Origin of the sequence: Comamonas thiooxydans (genome assembly GCF_002157685.2) — a bacterium.
Lineage (GTDB): Bacteria > Pseudomonadota > Gammaproteobacteria > Burkholderiales > Burkholderiaceae_C > Comamonas > Comamonas testosteroni_H.
Genome location: NZ_AP026738.1, coordinates 1077973 through 1097736, shown reverse-complemented (window position 1 = coordinate 1097736; position 19764 = coordinate 1077973). Strand labels below are relative to the sequence as shown.

Below are 19764 nucleotides of genomic sequence, written 5' to 3'. Positions count from 1 at the left end.
AGACGGCACCATCAGGCATGGTGCATCTGTCAGCGGGCGGCCTCAGACACCACCACTACATGGACCCACAAACACTTGTGCAGGCCCCTGCGCCCTCTGCATCTCAAAAATCCTCCCGCATCCCCGCGCTGCAAACTGCCACCGAGCGCGTGCAGGCACAGATCTCGCACCTGCTGCATATCGAATCCTTTGCCGGCATGGTGCTCATGCTGGCCGCTGCCGCCGCCCTGATCTGGGCCAACTCCGCTGCGGCGCCAAGCTACTTTGCACTGTGGCATGCCCCCGTCGCGCTGACGCTTGGCCCATGGAGCTTCAGCACCGATCTGCATTTCATCGTCAACGATGTGCTGATGACGGTGTTCTTTCTGGTCGTGGGCATGGAGATCCGGCGCGAGCTGCACAACGGCGCGCTGGCCAGCCTGCGCCAGGCCAGTCTGCCGCTGATCGCCGCCATCGGCGGCGTGGCCGTACCCGCACTCATCTACGTGGCCCTGGCGGGCAACGACAGGACGCTGCTCAACGGTTGGGCAATTCCGACGGCGACCGACATCGCGTTTGCCGTGGGCGTGCTGGCCTTGCTGGGCCGCAATATCCCGGGTGCACTGCGTATCTTCCTGTTGGCCCTGGCCATCATCGACGACATCGTGGCCGTGCTCATCATTGCCTTCTTCTACTCGGGCGGTCTGCAGGCCATGGGCTTTGTGGTGGCCGCAGCCGGCGTGCTGCTGGTGCTGCTGTTCAACCGCATGGGCATTGCCGCCGCGCCCCTGTATGTGCTGCCCGGAGCCATTCTCTGGTTCGGCCTGCTCAAGACCGGCGCTCACCCCACGCTGGCAGGCGTGGTGCTGGGTCTGATGACGCCCGTGTTTGCCCGCCCCGCCCCCATGCCGCCGCTGATCACGGCACAGACGGCCATGCGCAAGGCCGGCGAGCAGATGCTGAGCGGCCGGCCCGATCCACAGCACCTGATGCAGGAGTTGCGTACTGCCCAGTTCGCACAGCGCGACCTGCTGCCGCCCGCTCTGCGCCTGCCCATGATTCTTCATCCATGGGTGGCTTTCTGCATCATGCCCATCTTTGCGCTGGCCAATGCCGGCGTGCAGTTTTCGGGCATCGACCTGAGCGCTGCCGCACCGCAGACCACGGCCATGGCCGTGCTGGTGGCCCTGGTGCTGGGCAAGCCCCTGGGGGTCTTCATCTGCACCTGGCTGGCCGTCAAGAGCGGGCTGTGCAGCCTGCCCGAGGGCCTGAACTGGCGCGGCGTGCTGCTGGTGGGCCTGCTGGCCGGCATCGGCTTTACGATGTCCATCTTTGTCGGCGGCCTGGCCTTCGCGGATGCCTCATTGCTGGGGGCGGCCAAGCTGGGCATTCTGGCCGGCTCGGCCATGGCAGCCTTGCTGGGACTGGGCTATGGCTTTGCCATGCGCAAGCGCCTGCAGCACGAATAAGCACTTCTCGATCACGATGCCCGGTCGGGCTCGGGGCTAACAAGCGTCCCTGATCAACGAACTGCAGCCGCCAGGCGCGATGAGCGACTGGCGGCTGCAGCTTTTTAGATGACTAGAATGCTCCTCGCTCTGCCCCGCAATCAGCACATCGGCCTGCTCCATTGACGGCAATGACCAGTGCTCCAGAGGCTCCCGATCCATGGCCCGGCGTGAATCAGCCGGGACCCGATGATTGGTGGTTTCGCCGTGCGGCCTCCCTGCACGTTCACGCACAGCGAACCGCTTCACTGCGCCCCTGCACCGGCAGACCTCAGGGCAGCCTGAAGTGATGGCGAGCTTTGCAGCTGCCAACCGAACACAGCGCCTCTATCTCAAGAACATCAGGAAAAAATGCAGAAAAACATGGCTCACCTTTACTCCGCTGCCGCACTGCTGCTGGCCAGCACCTTGGCCATGGCCCAACCCGCGGACCTGCTGCACAAAGCGCAAGCGGGGGATGCCCAGGCACAGCTGGATCTCGGCCAGATATACGTGGAAGGTCGTGGCGTGGCAAAAAGCGACGAGAGAGCCGCTCATTGGTTTGGTCTTGCGGCAGCACAAGGCAATGCATTGAGCCAGAGCAATCTCGGCTTGATGTATGACCGGGGCCGTGGCGTGAAGCAAAGCGACCAGGAGGCCGTCAAGTGGTACCGCCTTTCGGCAGCGCAGGGAGAGGCCAACGGCCAGTTCAACCTGGGCGTGATGTATGAAGATGGACGTGGCGTCGAGCAAAGCGATGAGGAGGCCGTCAAGTGGTATCGGCTCGCTGCAGCGCAAAACCTTCTCGATGCCCAGTACAACCTGGGACTGATGTATGTCAACGGCCGCGGCGTGGAACAAAACGATCAGGAGGCCGCCAAATGGTTTGGCATAGCGGCTGCAAAAGGCCATGACTCGGGCCAGGCCAACCTCGCCGTGATGTATGCCACCGGTCGCGGCGTGCCGCTCGACGAAAAGAAAGCGGCCAGACTGCTGGGCCTGGCCGCGGAACAAGGCAATGCGACGGCCCAGGTCAACCTCGGCACGATGTTCGAGGAAGGCCGTGGCGTCAGACGCAGCCTGTCTCAGGCCTATTTCTGGTATGCCCTGGCAGCCGCCCAAGGCCTGGAAGACACGGTGTCGCTGCGCGATGCGGCGGCCCACAAGCTCAAGCCCGCAGAGCGTGCTGCACAGGACTCGCGAATCGGCAACTGGAAACCCAGGCCGCAAATTCGCTGAATCTGCACGCTCGCAACCGCAACGCCTCAACGACAAGCAAGCCATGAAAAAGCCCTTCAGCAGTCTCTTTTGCGTAGCCGCCTTGCTGCTCTGCAGCACTTTGGCCGTCGCACAATCGCCCGACCTGCGGCAAGCAGCCGAGGCCGGTGACGCCCAGTCACAGTTCAAACTCGCAGCCGCCTACCTCACTGGCCGTGGTGCCCCCAAAAACGATGAGGAAGCAGCCAAGTGGTTCATGCTGGCGGCAAAGCAGGGCCACGCCGAGAGCCAGTCCAATATCGGCCTGATGTACGGCCGCGGGCGCGGCGTGCCGCAAAGCGATGAAGAGGCCGTCAAATGGTATCGCCTGGCCGCAGAACAAGGCGATGTCGATGGCCTGTTCAACCTCGCAGTGATGTATGACGACGGTCGTGGCGTGGCCGAGAACCCGGAGGAAGCCGTCAGGCTGTATCGCCTTGCCGTGGCGCAAAACCATGTCTCGAGCCAGAGCAATCTCGGCTATATGTACGACCATGGCCGTGGCGTGGCGCAAGACAGCAAGGAGGCCTTCAAGTGGTACATGATTGCGGCAGAGCAAGGAGATGCCAATAGCCAGTTCAACGTCGGCTCCATGTATGCGCTGGGCCGTGGCGTTCAGCAAAGCTGGCCCCAGGCCTATTTCTGGGCACTGCTGGCGGCCAAGGATGGCGAGAAGGATTCGGCCAAGCAGCAGGAAATCATCGCCAAGAAATTGAAGCCGGCGCAACGGGCCAAGATCCAGCAGCAGGTGCAGGAGTGGAAGCCCAGGGCCAGCAACTCCTGACCTCCGGCCAGAGGTCGCGGCAGCTCGCAACGCAGCAAGCCGCCTACAACATGGATCAGATCACGGCAAACGGCTTGGGATAAGTCCCTGGCAACAGAATCTCTTTGCCGACCTGGTTGATATTGGTGTGCCCGCAGAAGGCCATGGTGGTGTCCAGCTCCTTGTGGATGATCTGCAGCGCCTTGCTCACACCGGCCTGGCCATAAGCACCCAGACCGTAGAGGAAGCTGCGACCGATCATCGTGCCCTGCGCACCCAGTGCGCGGGCCTTGAGCACGTCCTGACCGCTGCGAATGCCGCCATCCATCCAGACTTCGATGTCCTTGCCCGCAGCCTCTGCAATCGATGGCAAGGCCGCAATCGAAGAAGGCGCACCGTCGAGCTGGCGGCCGCCATGGTTGCTGACCACCAGTGCGTCAGCACCGCTTTGCGCCGCCAGACGCGCATCTTCGGCATCCATCACGCCCTTGAGAATGATCTTGCCGCCCCAGAGCTTCTTGATCCATTCCACATCGCTCCAGTTCAGTGACGGATCGAACTGATCTGCCGTCCAGGACGACAGCGAGGACACATCGCCCACACCATCCACATGGCCGACGATATTGCCGAAGCTGCGGCGCTTGGTGCCCAGCATGCCCAGGCACCAGTGCGGCTTGGTCGCCAGGTTGATGAGGTTTGCCAGCGTGGGCTTGGGCGGGGTGGACAGGCCATTCTTGATGTCCTTGTGGCGCTGACCCAGGATCTGCAGGTCCAGCGTCACCACCAGCGCCGAGCAGTTGGCCGCCTTGGCACGATTGATCAGGCGCTCCATGAAGGCCTTGTCACGCATCACATAGAGCTGGAACCAGAACGGATGGCGATCGGTGTGCTCGGCTATGTCCTCCAGCGAACAGATGCTCATGGTGGACAGCGTGAACGGCACGCCAAAGGCCTTGGCGGCCTTGGCTCCAAGAATCTCGCCATCTGCATGCTGCATGCCGGTCAGGCCCGTGGGCGCAATCGCCACCGGCATGGCGACCTCCTCGCCGATCATGGTGGTGCGCGTGCTGCGCCCTTCCATGTTCACGGCCACACGCTGACGCAGCTTGATGGTCTGGAACTCGTCTTCGTTGGCCCGATACGTGCCCTGCGTGTAAGAGCCCGAATCGGCGTAGTCATAGAACATGCGCGGCACACGACGCTTGGCCACCACACGCAGGTCTTCGATACAGGTGATTTTGGAAAGATCGCTCACGACTTCTAGCCTTGTAATTGGAATTGAACCCGATGGTAGCCCTCATCGCCGTCATCGGCAGTGCGCTATGGTTTGAAGTGATTTATGCCGGTTTTGAAATTTTCTTCAGCCAGGAAAAATCAAGGGCTAATGCTAGGTATGCAAGCTTATTCGTCCAGCGACCATCCTTGTTATCACAACAAGCAGGAGACAACAGAGATGGTTTGGCAACAGGTCTATGACCCCCTATCGAATATGTGGCTATCCACATTGCTGGCGGCCATTCCGGTCGTGGTGATGCTGGTGGGCCTTGGTTTTCTGCACATGAAGGCCCATCTGGCCGCAGGAGCTGGCCTGATTGCCGCGCTGCTGATTGCAATTTTTGTCTACAACATGCCCGGCGAAATGGCAGGGCGCGCAGCCTTGTTCGGCGGCTTTACCGGCCTGCTGCCCATTGGCTGGATTGTGCTGAACATCATCTTCCTGCATCAGCTGACCGAGCAGAACGGCAGCTTCAAGGTGCTGCAGGATTCACTTTCCGGAATCACCGAAGACCGCCGCATCCAGCTGCTGCTGATTGCCTTTTCTTTCGGTGCCTTTTTCGAAGGCGCTGCCGGCTTCGGCACGCCCGTGGCCGTGACGGCCGCCATCCTGATCGGCCTGGGCTTTTCGCCGCTGGCGGCATCCGGTCTGTCGCTGATCGCCAACACCGCTCCCGTAGCCTTTGGCGCCCTGGGCACGCCCGTCATCACGCTGGCCAAGGTCCATGGCTACGATCTGATGGAGGTGACCGCCATGATCGGCCGCCAGCTGCCCTTCTTCTCGGTGCTGGTGCCGTTCTGGCTGATCTGGGCCTTTGCCGGTCGCAAGGGAATGATGGAGATCTGGCCCGCGATTCTGGTCACCGGCCTGTCGTTTGCGATTCCTCAGTATCTGGTCTCCAACTTCATCGGCCCAGAGCTGGTGGACATCATCGCGGCCATTGTTTCCATGGCCAGCCTGATCCTGTTCCTGCGCGTCTGGCAGCCCAAGAAGATCTGGACTTCGGCCTCGCTGCGTGGCAAGGATGTCAGCGCCTCCGAAGTCAAGCCGCCCCAGCCTGTGGCCAAGCACAGCAGGAGCGCGCTGATCGCCGCCTGGACGCCATGGATCATTCTCTCGGTGTTTGTGTTCATCTGGGGCCTGCCGCCGGTCAAGGCCTGGCTCAACAGCCTATTTGCCCCCGCTTTCCCCATGACCGGCCTGCACAATCTGATCGAGAAAATGCCGCCCGTGGTGCCCCAGCCGACCAAGGAAGGTGCTGTCTACACGCTGAACCTGCTGTCTGCCACCGGAACAGCCATTCTGTTCTCTGCCATCGTCAGTGCCTTCGTCATGAAGTACAACCCGGTGACCATAGTGCGCACCTTCTTCAAGACCACCTGGCTGGTGCGCTACTCGCTGCTGACCATCGTGCTCATGCTGGCCCTGGGCACGCTGACACGCTACTCGGGCACCGACACCACCCTGGGTCTGGCCTTTGCCAATACCGGTGTGTTCTACCCCTTCTTCGGCACGCTGATGGGCTGGCTGGGTGTGGCACTCACAGGCTCGGACACAGCGTCCAACGTGCTGTTCGGCGGCATGCAGAAGGTCGCCGCCGATCAGTTGGGCCTGTCCCCCAACCTCATGGGCGCCGCCAATAGCTCGGGCGGCGTGATGGGCAAGATGATCGATGCGCAATCCATCGTCGTGGCTTCGACCGCCACACGCTGGTTCAACCGCGAAGGCGACATCCTGCGCTATGTGTTCTTCCACTCGATTGCCCTGGCCTGTCTGATGGGCCTGTTCGTCACCATGCAGGCCTATGTCTGGCCGTTCAAGCTGATGGTCAATTGAGTCCCCGAGCCGCTTCGCGGCTCGCCTCGACCGAGCGCCCCGGGGAATCCGAGCAGGCCATCTAGGCCGCTCGGTATCTCCGGCCCGGACTGAGGCGGTTTTCCGCCGCCCCCTTTCTCAGCCCATCAAGTGGGCACCCCAGCAGCCGCAGCGCCTTCGGCGCCTGCGGCTTTTTTGCGCTCTTTGAGAAGGATCGGTGGAATACCAACTCACATATTGGTATTACCAATTAATTCCATAAATCAAGGGAAAACCACTAATTTATGAGTAAAACCTCATTTCTATAATCCATCCGATCCAAAACCGCTGCGCATTGGTCATACCAATTTAACAGACGGAGCCGAACCAGATTGCATGTCAGCGTCCGGCTCAGGGTGACACGGTTGTTCAAAGAATTGACGGGGAAGCTTCTGGACGCTCAGGAGGGTTGCCCTCCCCGCACATATCCAGGAGATCAAGGCAATGCAAGAAATCTGGTCGCAAAACTACGACCCCGCAGGCAATGTGTGGGTGTCGGCGCTGGTGGCGCTGATACCCATCATCTTTTTCTTTCTCGCGCTGACCAAGCTGCGCCTCAAGGGCTATGTGGCGGGCACCATCACGGTGGCGCTGTCCCTGGCCGTGGCGCTGCTCTTCTATCGCATGCCCGTGGCCAATGCGCTGGCCGCAGGCGTTTACGGCTTCTTCTACGGCCTGTGGCCGATTGCCTGGATCATTGTCGCGGCGGTCTTTCTCTACAAGGTCTCGGTCAAGACCGGGCAGTTCGACATCATCCGCTCGTCGATTCTGTCGGTCACCGAAGACCAGCGTCTGCAGCTGATCCTGGTGGGCTTTTGCTTCGGTGCCTTCCTTGAGGGAGCCGCCGGCTTCGGCGCCCCCGTGGCCATCACGGCAGCGCTGCTGGTGGGCCTGGGTTTCAGGCCTCTGTATGCAGCCGGCCTGTGCCTGATCGGCAATACCGCCCCCGTGGCCTTCGGCGCCATGGGCATTCCCGTCATCGTGGCCGGTCAGGTCTCGGGCGTCGATGTCATGGCCATCAGCCAGATGGCCGGCCGCCAGCTGCCGTTCATGACCATCATCGTGCTGTTCTGGCTCATGGCCATCATGGACGGCTGGCGCGGCGTGAAGGAAACCTGGCCTGCGGTGCTGGTGGGTGGCGGCAGCTTTGCACTCGGACAGTTTCTGACGGCCAACTACATCGGCCCCGAACTGCCGGACATCACCTCGGCCATCTTCGCCCTGGTGACGCTGACCACTTTCCTCAAGTTCTGGCAGCCCAAGCGCATCTTCCGCTTCGACACCGAGCCGGGCGCAGCAAAGATCCAGACGACGGCCCCTGCCAAGCTGACGACCGGCATGGTAATCAAGGCCTGGTCGCCCTTCATCATCCTCACGGCCATGGTGACCATCTGGAGCCTCAAGCCCTTCAAGGCGCTGTTCGCCTCGGGTGGCGCGCTGTCCGGCACGGTCTTCAGCATTCCCGTGCCCATGCTGCACAATCTGGTGCAGAAAATGGCGCCCGTCGTTGCCACGCCCACGCCCTATGGTGCGGTCTACTCCTTCAACTGGCTGTCCGCCACGGGAACCGCGATCCTGATCGCCGCCGTGCTCGCCATTCTTTTGCTGCGCCTCAAGCCAGCCGTCGCGGTCAAGACCCTGGGCGAGACCTTCAGGGAGCTGGCACTGCCCATCTACTCCATCGGCATGGTGCTGGCCTTTGCCTTCATCGCCAACTATTCCGGCCTCTCCACCACGCTGGCCATGGCGCTGGCCCATACGGGCAAGGCCTTTGCGTTCTTCTCGCCCTTCCTGGGCTGGGTCGGCGTATTCCTCACGGGCTCCGACACCTCGGCCAATGCGCTGTTCGGCGCCCTGCAGGCCACGACGGCCGCCCAGCTGGGATTGCCCGAGGTGCTGGCCGTGACGGCCAACACCACCGGCGGCGTGACCGGCAAGATGATTTCGCCCCAGTCCATCGCCATTGCCTGCGCAGCCGTGGGCCTGGCCGGCAAGGAATCGGACCTGTTCCGCTTCACTGTCAAGCACAGCCTGGCCTTCCTGGTGCTGATCGGCATCATCTGCACGCTGCAGGCTTATGTGTTTCCGTGGATGATTCCCACCACCTGAAACTCCTGCCCGACCTCATGCCTGCCATCCGCCTGTCCGACCGCGTTGCCCAGCAGTTGCTGGAGCTGATCCAGAGCACCCAGCTCCAGAGCGGCGCCAAGCTGCCGACCGAGCGGGCGCTGGCCGAGCAGCTGGGTGTCTCGCGCACGGCGCTGCGCGAGGCCATACAGAAGCTTTCCAGCCGCGGCGTGCTGGAAAGCCGCGTGGGCGCCGGCACCTTTGTCGGCTCGCGCCAACCGCTGTGGCACGAACAAGCCGTCGCGCCGCTGGAGTCCTTGCTACGCGACGACCCCCAGTATCGCTACGACGTGCTGGAAGCACGCCAGGCGCTGGAGCTCAGCACGGCCTGGTATGCGGCCCAGCGTGCCACCGACAAGGACAGGGACCGCATCCGCCGCTGCTTTGACGACATGCTGCGCCACCAGCAGGCGCGCGATGCCGCCAGCGCGGCCCGCTCCGACGCGCAGTTCCATCTGGCGATTGCCGAAGCCTCGCACAATGCCGTGCTGGTACAGCTCATGGGCAGCCTCTTCGAGCTGGTGCTGGGTACCGTGGCCCAGAACCGGCGCCTGATGTTCGTGCATGATGATCTCTCGACGCTGGAGCATCTGACTGCGCAGCACCACAATCTCATGCAGGCCATTGTCGACGGCGAGCCGGAGCAGGCCAGAAGCGCCATCGGCCAGCACCTGGCCTATGTTCACGAAAAGCTGTCCGAGTCGGATGCCGAAGCGGCCCGACGCAAGCGGCTGGATCGTTTCTCCTCTTCCTCCGCCATTTTTTCATGATCATCTCCTCCACCACCGACTACCGCGCGGCTGCGCAAAAGCGCCTGCCGCCCTTTCTGTTTCACTACCTCGACGGCGGCGCCTATGCCGAGAAGACGCTGGCTCGCAATGTCGACGACCTGGCCGACGTGGCCCTGCGCCAGCGCGTGCTCAAGGACATGAGTCAGCTCGATACCGGCATCGAGCTGTTCGGCGAGAAGTTCTCGATTCCCGTGGCACTGGCTCCCGTGGGGCTGACCGGCATGTTCGCCCGCCGTGGCGAAGTGCAGGCTGCCATGGCCGCCGACAAAAAGGGCATTCCCTTCACCATGTCCAGCGTCTCGGTCTGCCCCATCGAGGAAGTCGCGCCCAAGCTGGGCCGCCCGATGTGGTTCCAGCTCTATGTGCTCAAGGACCGGGGCTTCATGAAGAACGCGCTGGAGCGCGCCCAGGCTGCGGGCGTCTCCACCCTGGTCTTCACCGTGGACATGCCCGTGCCCGGCGCCCGCTACCGCGATGCACACTCGGGCATGAGCGGCCCCAACGCCGCCATGCGCCGCTACCTGCAGGCTGTGACCCATCCGCACTGGGCCGTGGACGTGGGCCTGATGGGGCGCCCGCACACGCTGGGCAATATCTCCACCTACAAGGGTCAAAACGTCTCGCTCGAAGACTATATGGGCTATCTGGGCGCGAACTTCGACCCCTCGATCTCGTGGTCGGACCTGGAGTGGATCCGCGACTTCTGGAAGGGGCCCATGCTCATCAAGGGCATCCTCGACCCCGAGGACGCCAGGGATGCCGTGCGTTTCGGGGCCGACGGCATCATCGTCTCCAACCACGGCGGGCGCCAGCTCGATGGCGTGCTCTCGTCGGCACGCGCCCTGCCTGCCATTGCCGATGCCGTCAAGGGCCAGATCAAGATCCTGGCCGACTCGGGTGTGCGCAACGGCCTAGACATCGTGCGCCTGCTGGCCCTGGGCGCGGACTGCACCATGATAGGCCGCGCCTTCGTCTACGCGCTGGCCGCAGAAGGCGAAGCCGGCGTGACCAACCTGCTGAACCTGCTCGAAAAGGAAATGCGCGTGGCCATGACGCTGACCAGCGTCAAGAAGGTCTCGGAGATCACGGGCGATCTATTGGTGCGCTGAGCGCCTCTGTGAGACGGCGCTGCTGCCTCCCGATGGCTTGGCTTGAGGACAGGCATGTCCAGCGGCCATGCCCCGTCTGCAAACCGCTGGCCCCAACCAGCGGTTTTTTCATGTCTATCTTTTTTTCTTGATGTCCTCGGGGCCGGCAACCAGTGCCCCGGCACCGCGCACCTCAAGCGCAATGCTGTCCAGCACCTTGCCGGAGGCATCGAGCAACTCCAGCTTGTGGCGCCCCGGCCAGGGCAGCCAGCCCAGCTGACTGCCGCGCCCCAGCTCACGCGGCACCTCTCGCATCACGGGTTGGGCGTTCTTGTCTGCTGTGGCGGGCGCTCCATACTGCCGGGTCACCAAGCGCCAGCGCAAGCTGCTGTCACGCCAATCCTGCTCGGCCGCCATGCCAGCCTGGCGCGCCACCAACTGTACGCGCTGACTGTCGGGCGGAATATCGGGATCCAGCGCCAGAATCGTGCCATTGGCCGGACGCGAGATGCGGACAGCGGTCGCAGCTACAGCGTTGCCGGACTTGCTGCCTTTTTGTCTGGCAGGGCTTTTCGGCTCTGCGCTGCCAGCCACGTGATCCATGGCAAACAGGGATTGCTGCGTGCCTTCCACAAACCATTCGCCACGCGTGCTTTCAATGGGCGTGCCGCCGCCGGCCAATGCACCGAACTGCACTTGCTGCTGCAGCACGCCTGCGGGTGGCCGAGGTGCATGACTGGCCAGGTTGCGATGCAGAAAGCCCATGATCTCGGCCCAGATGGGCGCTGCGCCGCTGGTGCCGCTGACCGAATGCATGGCCTCGCCACCCGCATTGCCCACCCAGACGCCCACGGTGTAGCGCTCGGACCAGCCCACGGCCCAGTTGTCGCGCATATCCTTGCTGGTGCCGGTTTTCACGGCCGTCCAGAAGCGCGTGGCCAGCACGCTGTCGGTGCCGAAGGTCGGGGCCCGCGCCATATTGTCGGAAAGAATGTCGCCGACGATGAAGGCGGCCCGCGCATCCAGTGCCTGCACCGCGTCGTCGCCGGTTTTGCCGCCGGCCTTGCGACTTTCAGCCTGAGGCAAGGCCCAGCTCACGGGACGATATTGACCGCTATTGCCCAGTGCCCGATAGGCATTGGTCAGATTGAGCAGCGCGACCTCGCTGCTGCCCAGCGCCAGGCTGAAGCCGTAATAGCCCCCGCTTTCGCGCAGCGGCAGACCCAGCTTCTTGAGCTGCTCGAAGAAGGCGTCGGGCGTGACCATGACCAGCGTGCGCACCGCAGGCACATTGAGCGAGGACGCCAGCGCCGTGCGCGCCGACACCCAGCCCTTGAAGCGCCGGTCGTAGTTCTGCGGAATGTAGAGGCCGTTCTGCGTGGGAATATGGGCCGATGAATCCTCGATCAGCGAGGCGGCCGTGATGCGCTTTTCGGCAATCGCCTGGGCGTAGAGAAAAGGCTTGAGCGTAGAGCCGGGCTGACGCAGCGCGGTGACGCCATCGACCTCGGACGCCTGGCTCAGCGTGCCCGAAGAGCCCACCCAGGCCAGAATCTCGCCTGTTCGGTTGTCCAGCACCACGGTCGCACCATCTTCCACATTGCGGCCCTGCAACTCGCGCAGATGCTGCTGCAGGCTGGCCACGGCAAAGCGCTGCAAGGGTGCGCTCAAGGTTGAGCGCACCTGCTCCTGCCCCCTGTTCTGGGGTAGCGCCAGCCAGCGCCGCGCGAAATGCGGGGCCACGCCCTCGCTGGCCAGCCATTGACGCCGCTGCAGCACGCTGGAGGTATAGAGCTGCATGGCCGAGCAATCCCTGGCCGCCACATCATCGGGCACCATCACTTGCAGCACCCCGCAGGCACGCTGGGCCACCCGCTCCACCGAGGCATTGGGCGCACGCACCAGGGCTGCGGCAATGGCGGCCTCGCGCGCATCCAGCCCGTGTGCGGCCTTGCCGTACAGGCTTTGCGACAGTGCAGCGATACCCACGATCTCGCCGCGGAACGGCACCAAGTTCAGATAGGCCTCGAGAATCTGGTCCTTGCGCCAGCGCCTGTCCAGCACCTGGGCTGCCACGGCCTGCCCCACCTTCTGCACCACGCTTCGCCCACCCGGTCCTTGACGCCAGTCGCCATCCAGCAGACCGGCGAGCTGCATGGTGATGGTGCTCGCGCCACGCGTGCGTGTGTTCCAGAGGTTGCCCCAGGCGGCTGCGGTGACGGCGGCCCAGTCCACGCCGCTGTGCTCGTAGAAACGCTTATCCTCGCTGAGCACCAGGGCCGTGCGCAGTGCCGGCGATACATCGGCCAATGCCACCCAGGGACCGCGGCGCACCGTGCTGTCGGTGCGCAAGCGCTGCAGCACCTCGCCTTCTCGCGAAAGCAGCAGGGTCTCCGACGAGCGATGGTCGCTGCGCACCTCGTCGTAGCTGGGCACGGCTTGGCTGCTGGCGGCAAGACCCAGCCACAAAGCGGCCGTCAGGCCAACGGCTCGCCAGGACGGCTTCATTCTCTGGGGCTGGAAATACCGCTGCATGCCTTGTTTCATGTCTTTGTGCGCTGTTGGAAGTCAGCAGGCATTGTCCCAAAGATGGCATGGCAAACTGTCTGCTCAGACAAGCTCCAATAAAAAAGCGGCTTCTGCGAGCCGCTTTTTTCCGGTGCCACCGCCTTTCCGGAGCCACCGCCTTCTTCAGGCCGTGAACTTCTTGATCTTGAACGCCAGTATCACCATCAGCACGCCAAAGATGACGGCATAGGTCGCCAGCACCCACAGCATGGCCATCATGCCCGCGCCGGGTTGCATCAGCACGAAGATGCCGAACAGCACCGAGAGCAGCCCCCCGAGCACCAGCACCCATTCGCCTTGAATTTCCTTGCGCAGACGCAGCGCTGCGACGATCTGCAGCACGCCAGTCATCAAGGCCCAGACGCCGATATAGATGGTCAGAACCAGCGCAGTAATCGCGGGATTGATGACCGTGAGCACCCCCACCACCACACCCGTCAGCCCCCACAGCAAAACCACCCACCAGTGGCGCGACTGCTGGCGGCTCTTGATGGCGGTGTAGATGCCCAGCAGGCCGTCGACAAACACATAGGCACCAAACACCAGCACCAGCGCGGCGGCGGATGCTGCGGGCTGCATCCAGGTCAGCACGCCGAAGATGATGGCGGCGGCGCCACGCAACAACAGCACCCACCAGCTACGGTGCAGCATGATGGACATGGACGGAATTTCTACAGGCATGAAGACTCCTTTCTTTTAGAACGTGTTTACGTTCTGAGGGTTTCACAACAGTGCGACTTGTGCAGCCACCCGTCTCTCGACTCCAGCTCCGACCCTAGCAAGAAGCACAGCCCAGCGTCAACATCACAGGCTGGTGGTCAGACGCCTGTGTGGCGCTGTCCACACTCCAAGTGTGCAATCTCTGACACAAGCTGTCGCTGACCCATATCAAGTCACAGGCCCCGGGCTCTGCTCCCCAGGTTCGATCCACCAGTCTGAAGGTCGGCGGCTGCGGTTGCCCGGGATACAGCACATCCCAGCTATTGCGCCACTGCCCGGCCTGCAGACAGCCTTCCTCACCGGCAACCCAAGGAGCGGACAAAACGGCATATTCGGGATCATGCGGCTCGAAGTTGAAATCCCCGCAAAGCACGGCATGGCGAGTATGCGGCTTGGTTTGATAGGGCGAGCCATCGCTGGCCGGCTGCGGCGGGGCATCGGCCAGCGCACAGGCCTGCATCTGCAGGGCACGCAGTGCGCCGGCCTGCGCCATGCGCTGACGCGCCGAGAAATATTCGAGATGCGTGGTCATGATGCGTACCGGCCCCAGCGCCGCATCATCGACCGTGACCACAGAACACATGCGCTGCATGCAGCGCATATCGGCCTCTGCCGGCATGGGCAACAGATAGTGCTGAACCAGCAGCACCGGCAGCCGCGTGGCAATCAGATTGCCAAAACGCTGACGGCCTCGGGGCGTGAACTCATCGACCGATGCGCCAAAGAAAATCTGCCAGCCCGGCAACAATGCCTTCAGCTCGGCCGGTTGGTCACCGGGCCTGCCTTGCAGATCGGGGTAGTTGACGGCGATTTCCTGCAGGCACAGCACATCCAGTCCGCCGGACTGCTCGCCCATTTGCAGCGCGTGACGCACGATGCGTTCCACACTGACCAGTCCATCCATGCCGCAGCACCATTGCACATTCCAGGTCAGGATATTCATCTTGTCGCGTCTTTCCAGATTGAAAATGGCTGAAGCCCTGGCAACCACTCTTTTTACAGCAGCTGATCAGGCCAAGTTCTCGCGCAACTGGAATACATTGCCTTCCTTGTCCATGGCATTGCAGGCCGCAAAGCCAGGACCTTGCCAACGCTCGTCAAACACCTGCCCGCCCAGCGCCTGTGCTGCGCTTTCGGCTTCGGCAATCGCCGGCACGGTGACGAAGAACTTGAGTGCCACATCGGCACGGCGCTGCGGTGGCGTGCCGATCTTGACCCGCGCCGCAATATCGGCAGGCAGGGCGTGAATCACCAGCTGCAACGCTGCGGACTCCAGCACGATGACGTTCGCATCTTCATGCAGTCGCCGCATGCCCAGAACCTGCTCATAAAAGCCTGCCAGACTCTGGAAATCCTTGGCATAAATCAGCACACCAGCAGCAGCGGGACCGGGCATCGTCAACTCCTCAAATGATTTGACTGTATCCCAGTCACTTGATGCCCGCACGCATGAAGCTTTGCACGAACTGGCGCTGGAACAGCAGGAATGCAATAAGCAGCGGCCCTGAAGTCATCAGTGTGGCGGCGCAGATGGTCGACCATTCCACGCCCGATTCCACGCTGGAGAAAACCTGCAGGCCCACGGTGAGCGGACGCGACTGCACGCTGTTGGTGATGATCAGAGGCCAGAGAAAATTATTCCAGTGAAAGCTCACCGAAACCAGCGCAAACGCCGTGTAGACCGGCCTGGCCAGCGGTACATAGACACGCCAGAGAATCTGCAGCGTGCTGGCCCCTTCCACGCGCGCGGCTTCGTCCAGCTCGCGGGGTATGCCCATAAAGGTCTGGCGCAGCAAAAAGATGGCAAACGCCGAGGCGAAGTACGGCAGACCTATGCCAGCCAGAGTATCGACCGCTCCCAGCCCTGACATGGTCTGATAGTTCGCAACCAGCAGAATGTCCGGCATGATCATCAGCTGTATCAGCACCAGCGCAAACGCTAAATTGCTGCCGCGAAAGCGCAGACGTGCGAAGGCAAATGCAGCCAGCGTGGACAGCAGCAGCTGCACCGCCAAAATCATGGCCACCAGCAAGATGGTGTTGAGGAAGTAGCGCGCAAACGGCGCGGCGTCCCAGGCATGGCGGAAGTTCTGCAGCGTCCAGGGCGCGGACAGATCCAGGCGCGTGGACGCATCGGAGGGGTGAAACGCCGTCCAGACCGCATAGGCCAGCGGCAGCAGCCACAGCAGCGCCAGCGTCCAGGCGGCCAGGGTGTCCAGCCATGAAGCGCCATAAAAGCTCACGCCCCGGTCCGTCCTGGCGCTCCTGCGCGCCGATGGAAATGCAGCAGCGGTCATTGATAGTGCACCTTTTTGTCCAGCACGAAGAACTGGAACAGCGCCATGGCAGCCAGCACCAAAACCAGCACCACGGTGATGGCCGCGGCATAGCCGGTATCCCAGAACTTGAAACCCACTTCGTAGAGGTGATAGAGCAGCAGCGTGGAGGCATTGTCCGGCCCGCCGCGCGTGAGGATGAACACATGGTCCACCAGCCGGAAGGCATTGATCACGGCGTTGACCAGGATGAACAGCGTGGTCGGCATGAGCAGCGGCCACTGCACGCGGCGCAGGAAATACCAGCGCGATGCGCCTTCGATGACCGCTGCCTCCTTGAGGCTGGGATTGAGCGTCTGCAGCGCGGCCAGATAGAAGATCATGAAAAAGCCGGCCTCCTTCCACACGGCCACCAGCGTGATGCAGGCCAGGGCCGTGGATGGATCGCCCAGCCAGTTGTGCGCCTCCAGACCCAGTGCGCCGCGCAACTGCTCCAGCAGTCCGTACTGAGGCGTGTAGAAGAACAGCCAGATATTGGCCACTGCAATCATGGGCAGCACTGTGGGCGTGAAATAGGCCATGCGCAGCAAGGCCCGCCCCGCGAGCTTCTCGTTGACCCACAGCGCCATCAGCAAGGCCAGTCCCATGGACAGCGGAATGGTGGCTGCGGCAAACCAGAGGTTGTTGCGCACGGCCTGCCAGAACACGGGGTCGTCGACCATGAGCGCATAGTTTTCCAGCCCCACCCATTCTCCGGACTGGCCGCCACGACCCGTGGCATGCAGGCTGTCGATCAACGTGGACAAGGCCGGCCAATGTGTAAAGCCCAGCAGCAGCACCAGCGCCGGCATGAGCAGCAGCCAGGCATGCACGGCCTGCTTTCGTGCTGCGGCCTGCGCCAGCCCGCGGGCGGCCCTGGATGGCAAGGGCGCAGACATGGCGCCCTTGCCGGGTTCAAGCGCCGGACTGCTCATTACTTGTAGCGACGCAGAATGCGGTCGGATTCCTTCTGCGCGTCGTCCATGGCCTGGGCTGCGGTCTTGGTGCCGTTCAGGGCCGCCTGGATCGCATCGTTGAGCACCTTGGTCACGCGCTGGTTCTCATGGGTGGAATACTCGGCCACCGACACGGGCAACTGGTCACGCGCCACCAGGGCCTGAGGAAATTCCTGGCCGTACTTCTTGAGCGCAGGCGTCTCGTAAGCCGCAGGCGAGACCGCCACATAGCCGCTGTCCATGCTCCACTGGGCGGCACGCTCGGGCTGGGTCACCCATTTGGCAAACTCGAACGCAGCCTGCTGCTGCTCCCTGGGCGCGTTCTTGAAGATGTAGAAATTGCCCCCGCCCGTGGGCGAGCCCTTGCGGACATTGCCGGCGATCTGGCCCACGCCGAAGTCGAACTTGGCATTGGCACGGATATTGGTGAGATTGCCCGTGGTCGTCACGATGATGGCGGCCTTCTTTTCCATGAAGTCCCTGGGCGTCGTTCCCCACTCCACCACACCTGCCGGGTGCACGCCATCCTTGACCAGGCTGACCCAGAAGTTCAGCGCTTCCACCACCTTGGGGTGGTTGAGCATGACGCGGGTGCCAGACTCGTTGGCCAGCAGCACATCATTGGGCGTGGTCAGGGTCTGCAGCATCCAGTAGCCAAAGCCGGTGGACGGAATCTGGATGCCGTATTGCACGACCTTGCCGCTGGCGTCCTTCCTGGTCAGCTTGTGGGCTGCCTCCTTGAGCTCCTTCCAGTTCTGGGGCGCCTTGTCGGGGCTCAGGCCAGCCTCCTTGAAAGCTTCCTTGTTGTAGTACATGACCACGGTGGAGCGCTGAAAGGGCACGCCCCAGGTCTTGCCACCGGTCTGGCTGTTGGCCATGAAGGCCGGGTAAAAGCCCTTGAGCCAGGCCTTGTCGGCATCGGTCTTCACGAAGTCGTCGATGGGCGCAATCGCGCCCTCGTCCATCAGCGTGAACATATCGGTGGACAGCAGCACCGAGGTCGCTGGCGCCTTGCCCGCCTTGTGCGCCGTCAGCGCCTTGACGATGGTTTCCTGATAGGTGCCCGCATAGATGGGCGTGAGCTTGTACTGCGGATGCGCCTTGTTGAAGTCCGCCGCATAGCCGTCTATCACCTTGGTGATGGGGCCGCCCACGGCCACGGGGTAATAGAAAGGCACTTCCAGCGGGGACTGTGCAAGAGCAGTGCCCGCCAGGCCAAGGCCGGCGGCAGCGGCGAACAGGCCGTGAACAAAGGTTTGACGACGCATGGGAATCTCTCCTCGGGATTTGCAGACAATGGAAAACGCCGGCGGCTCAGGCTGCGGCCAGCAAGGAGCGGGCGGATTCCACCGCCTGCCCGCACACATGAATGCGCCCGCCCTGGGCATCGAACCAGTGCGCAGCCTGCTGCGGCCAGCACAGGAACACGGCCTGCCCGGGCCGCAGATCGGCATGGGCATGGCCGGGCACGCGCACCGTCAGCAGCTCGCTGCCCACCCGGCAGCGCAGCACCAGATCGGCGCCCAGATATTCAAAGCCCTGCACGGTGGCCTCAATGTGCTTGCCATCGCCCTCGGCGGCGCCATCGGCATCGCGCGCCACGGCAATCACCTCGGGCCGCACGCCCAGCGCCTGCGGATAGGCTCCGCCCGCCACCAGATCCGGGGCCACGACCACATCGCTGCCGGCAATCCGGTTGCCCTGCAGGGCCACGATGTTCATGGCGGGCGTGCCGATAAAGCGCGCGGCAAACGTGGTTGCGGGCTTGGCATAGATCTCGCGCGGCCCGGCGGCCTGTTCCACCAGGCCCTTGTTGAGCAGCACCACCTGATCGGCCATGCTCATGGCCTCGGCCTGATCGTGGGTCACATAGACCACCGTGAGGCCCAGACGCTGCTGCAACTCGCGCAGCTCGGCGCGCATTTCCTGGCGCAGCTGGGCATCGAGGTTGGACAGCGGTTCATCCATCAGGCAGACCCTGGCCTGCGCCACCAGCGCACGGCCCAGCGCCACGCGTTGCTGCTGGCCGCCCGAGAGTTGCCCGGGCCGGCGCTCCAGCAGCGCCGTCAGTCCCAGCAGCTCGGCCGTTTGCCTGAGACGCTGCTCGCGCTCGGCCTTGCCGACCTTGCGCACCTGCAGACCGAACTGGATGTTGTCGGCCACGCTCAGATGCGGGAACAGCGCATAGTTCTGGAACACCATGGCAATGCCGCGCTCCGCTGGCGGCAGATGGGTAACGTCGCGACCATCGATGCGCACCGACCCCGAGCTGGGCATGTCCAGCCCGGCAATCATGCGCAAGGTGGTGGATTTGCCGCAGCCCGAAGGGCCGAGCAGGACGCAGAACGAGCCTGGTTCAATGCGCAGACTCACGGCATGCAGGGCCGTGGCGTCACCCCAGGATTTGGCGACGTTCTCCAGCTCGATCAAAGACATCGCGCCAGTCTAGAAAGACTGGATGACAGCCGCGTGTCAACTTGAGCGCTATCAAAAACAGGAGCTGTTTGTGCTCTCCATTCATAGATTTCAGATTGGAATACCTTTGAATCAGGCTGTTCAAAGGCGCAAGCAGCTTCCCTATCC

General features: G+C 62.9%; 17 protein-coding genes. 8 read left to right on the top strand and 9 right to left on the bottom strand.

The window, feature by feature from the left end; translation table 11 throughout:
* The first annotated feature begins 59 nt into the window (after positions 1–59).
* The 3 genes from nhaA (at position 60) to CTR2_RS04955 (ending at position 3507) form a co-directional block, all read left to right on the top strand.
* Positions 60–1448: a Na+/H+ antiporter NhaA gene (gene nhaA, locus CTR2_RS04965; protein WP_087085238.1), complete on the top strand. Its 1389-nt coding sequence runs from the start codon at positions 60–62 to the stop codon at positions 1446–1448.
* 402 nt (positions 1449–1850) lie between these two features.
* Positions 1851–2705, top strand: a complete 855-nt coding sequence (locus tag CTR2_RS04960; protein WP_254913439.1) for a tetratricopeptide repeat protein — start codon at positions 1851–1853, stop codon at positions 2703–2705.
* Between the two features lie 43 nt (positions 2706–2748).
* Positions 2749–3507 carry a tetratricopeptide repeat protein gene (locus tag CTR2_RS04955; RefSeq protein WP_087084845.1) on the top strand — a complete coding sequence of 253 codons (759 nt, stop codon included), beginning with the start codon at positions 2749–2751 and terminating at the stop codon, positions 3505–3507.
* A gap of 55 nt (positions 3508–3562) precedes the next feature.
* On the opposite strand, the gene CTR2_RS04950 is transcribed toward CTR2_RS04955, so the two are convergent.
* Positions 3563–4741 carry an alpha-hydroxy acid oxidase gene (locus tag CTR2_RS04950; protein ID WP_087084846.1) on the bottom strand — a complete coding sequence of 393 codons (1179 nt, stop codon included), beginning with the start codon at positions 4739–4741 and terminating at the stop codon, positions 3563–3565.
* A gap of 32 nt (positions 4742–4773) precedes the next feature.
* On the opposite strand from CTR2_RS04950, the gene CTR2_RS04945 reads away from it, so the two are divergent.
* From CTR2_RS04945 to lldD, 5 genes are all read left to right on the top strand, one after another.
* Positions 4774–4962, top strand: coding sequence for a hypothetical protein (locus CTR2_RS04945; RefSeq protein WP_140401076.1), 189 nt, complete (start codon positions 4774–4776; stop codon positions 4960–4962).
* Positions 4940–6598, top strand: coding sequence for an L-lactate permease (locus CTR2_RS04940; protein ID WP_087084847.1), 1659 nt, complete (start codon positions 4940–4942; stop codon positions 6596–6598). The genes CTR2_RS04945 and CTR2_RS04940 overlap by 23 nt, the downstream gene beginning before the upstream one ends.
* Positions 6599–7060: 462 nt before the next feature.
* Complete coding sequence (gene lldP, locus CTR2_RS04935) at positions 7061–8725, top strand: L-lactate permease (RefSeq protein ID WP_087084848.1); 1665 nt, start codon at positions 7061–7063, stop codon at positions 8723–8725.
* 17 nt (positions 8726–8742) lie between these two features.
* Positions 8743–9513: a transcriptional regulator LldR gene (lldR, locus tag CTR2_RS04930; protein WP_087084849.1), complete on the top strand. Its 771-nt coding sequence runs from the start codon at positions 8743–8745 to the stop codon at positions 9511–9513.
* Positions 9510–10643: an FMN-dependent L-lactate dehydrogenase LldD gene (lldD, locus tag CTR2_RS04925; RefSeq protein ID WP_087084850.1), complete on the top strand. Its 1134-nt coding sequence runs from the start codon at positions 9510–9512 to the stop codon at positions 10641–10643. Before lldR ends, lldD begins: the two co-directional genes overlap by 4 nt.
* A gap of 114 nt (positions 10644–10757) precedes the next feature.
* Here the strand turns inward: lldD and pbpC are convergent, their stop codons facing one another.
* The 8 genes from pbpC to CTR2_RS04885 form a co-directional block, all read right to left on the bottom strand.
* A complete protein-coding gene (gene pbpC, locus CTR2_RS04920; protein ID WP_409021374.1) occupies positions 10758–13157 on the bottom strand; it encodes a penicillin-binding protein 1C in 2400 nt (799 codons plus the stop codon).
* A gap of 156 nt (positions 13158–13313) precedes the next feature.
* Positions 13314–13871, bottom strand: a complete 558-nt coding sequence (locus tag CTR2_RS04915; protein WP_012837236.1) for an HdeD family acid-resistance protein — start codon at positions 13869–13871, stop codon at positions 13314–13316.
* Positions 13872–13965: 94 nt separating this feature from the next.
* Positions 13966–14853, bottom strand: coding sequence for an endonuclease/exonuclease/phosphatase family protein (locus CTR2_RS04910; RefSeq protein ID WP_087084852.1), 888 nt, complete (start codon positions 14851–14853; stop codon positions 13966–13968).
* Positions 14854–14919: 66 nt separating this feature from the next.
* Positions 14920–15306, bottom strand: a complete 387-nt coding sequence (locus tag CTR2_RS04905; RefSeq protein ID WP_087084853.1) for a VOC family protein — start codon at positions 15304–15306, stop codon at positions 14920–14922.
* 34 nt (positions 15307–15340) lie between these two features.
* Positions 15341–16207 carry a carbohydrate ABC transporter permease gene (locus tag CTR2_RS04900; RefSeq protein ID WP_087084854.1) on the bottom strand — a complete coding sequence of 289 codons (867 nt, stop codon included), beginning with the start codon at positions 16205–16207 and terminating at the stop codon, positions 15341–15343.
* Positions 16204–17124, bottom strand: a complete 921-nt coding sequence (locus tag CTR2_RS04895) for a carbohydrate ABC transporter permease (protein ID WP_087085240.1) — start codon at positions 17122–17124, stop codon at positions 16204–16206. Before CTR2_RS04895 ends, CTR2_RS04900 begins: the two co-directional genes overlap by 4 nt.
* A gap of 35 nt (positions 17125–17159) precedes the next feature.
* Positions 17160–18449: an ABC transporter substrate-binding protein gene (locus tag CTR2_RS04890; RefSeq protein WP_087084855.1), complete on the bottom strand. Its 1290-nt coding sequence runs from the start codon at positions 18447–18449 to the stop codon at positions 17160–17162.
* Positions 18450–18495: 46 nt separating this feature from the next.
* The gene (locus tag CTR2_RS04885) at positions 18496–19617 is read right to left on the bottom strand and encodes an ABC transporter ATP-binding protein (protein WP_087084856.1); all 1122 of its coding nucleotides are present in this window, start codon (positions 19615–19617) and stop codon (positions 18496–18498) included.
* Between the last annotated feature and the right edge of the window lie 147 nt (positions 19618–19764).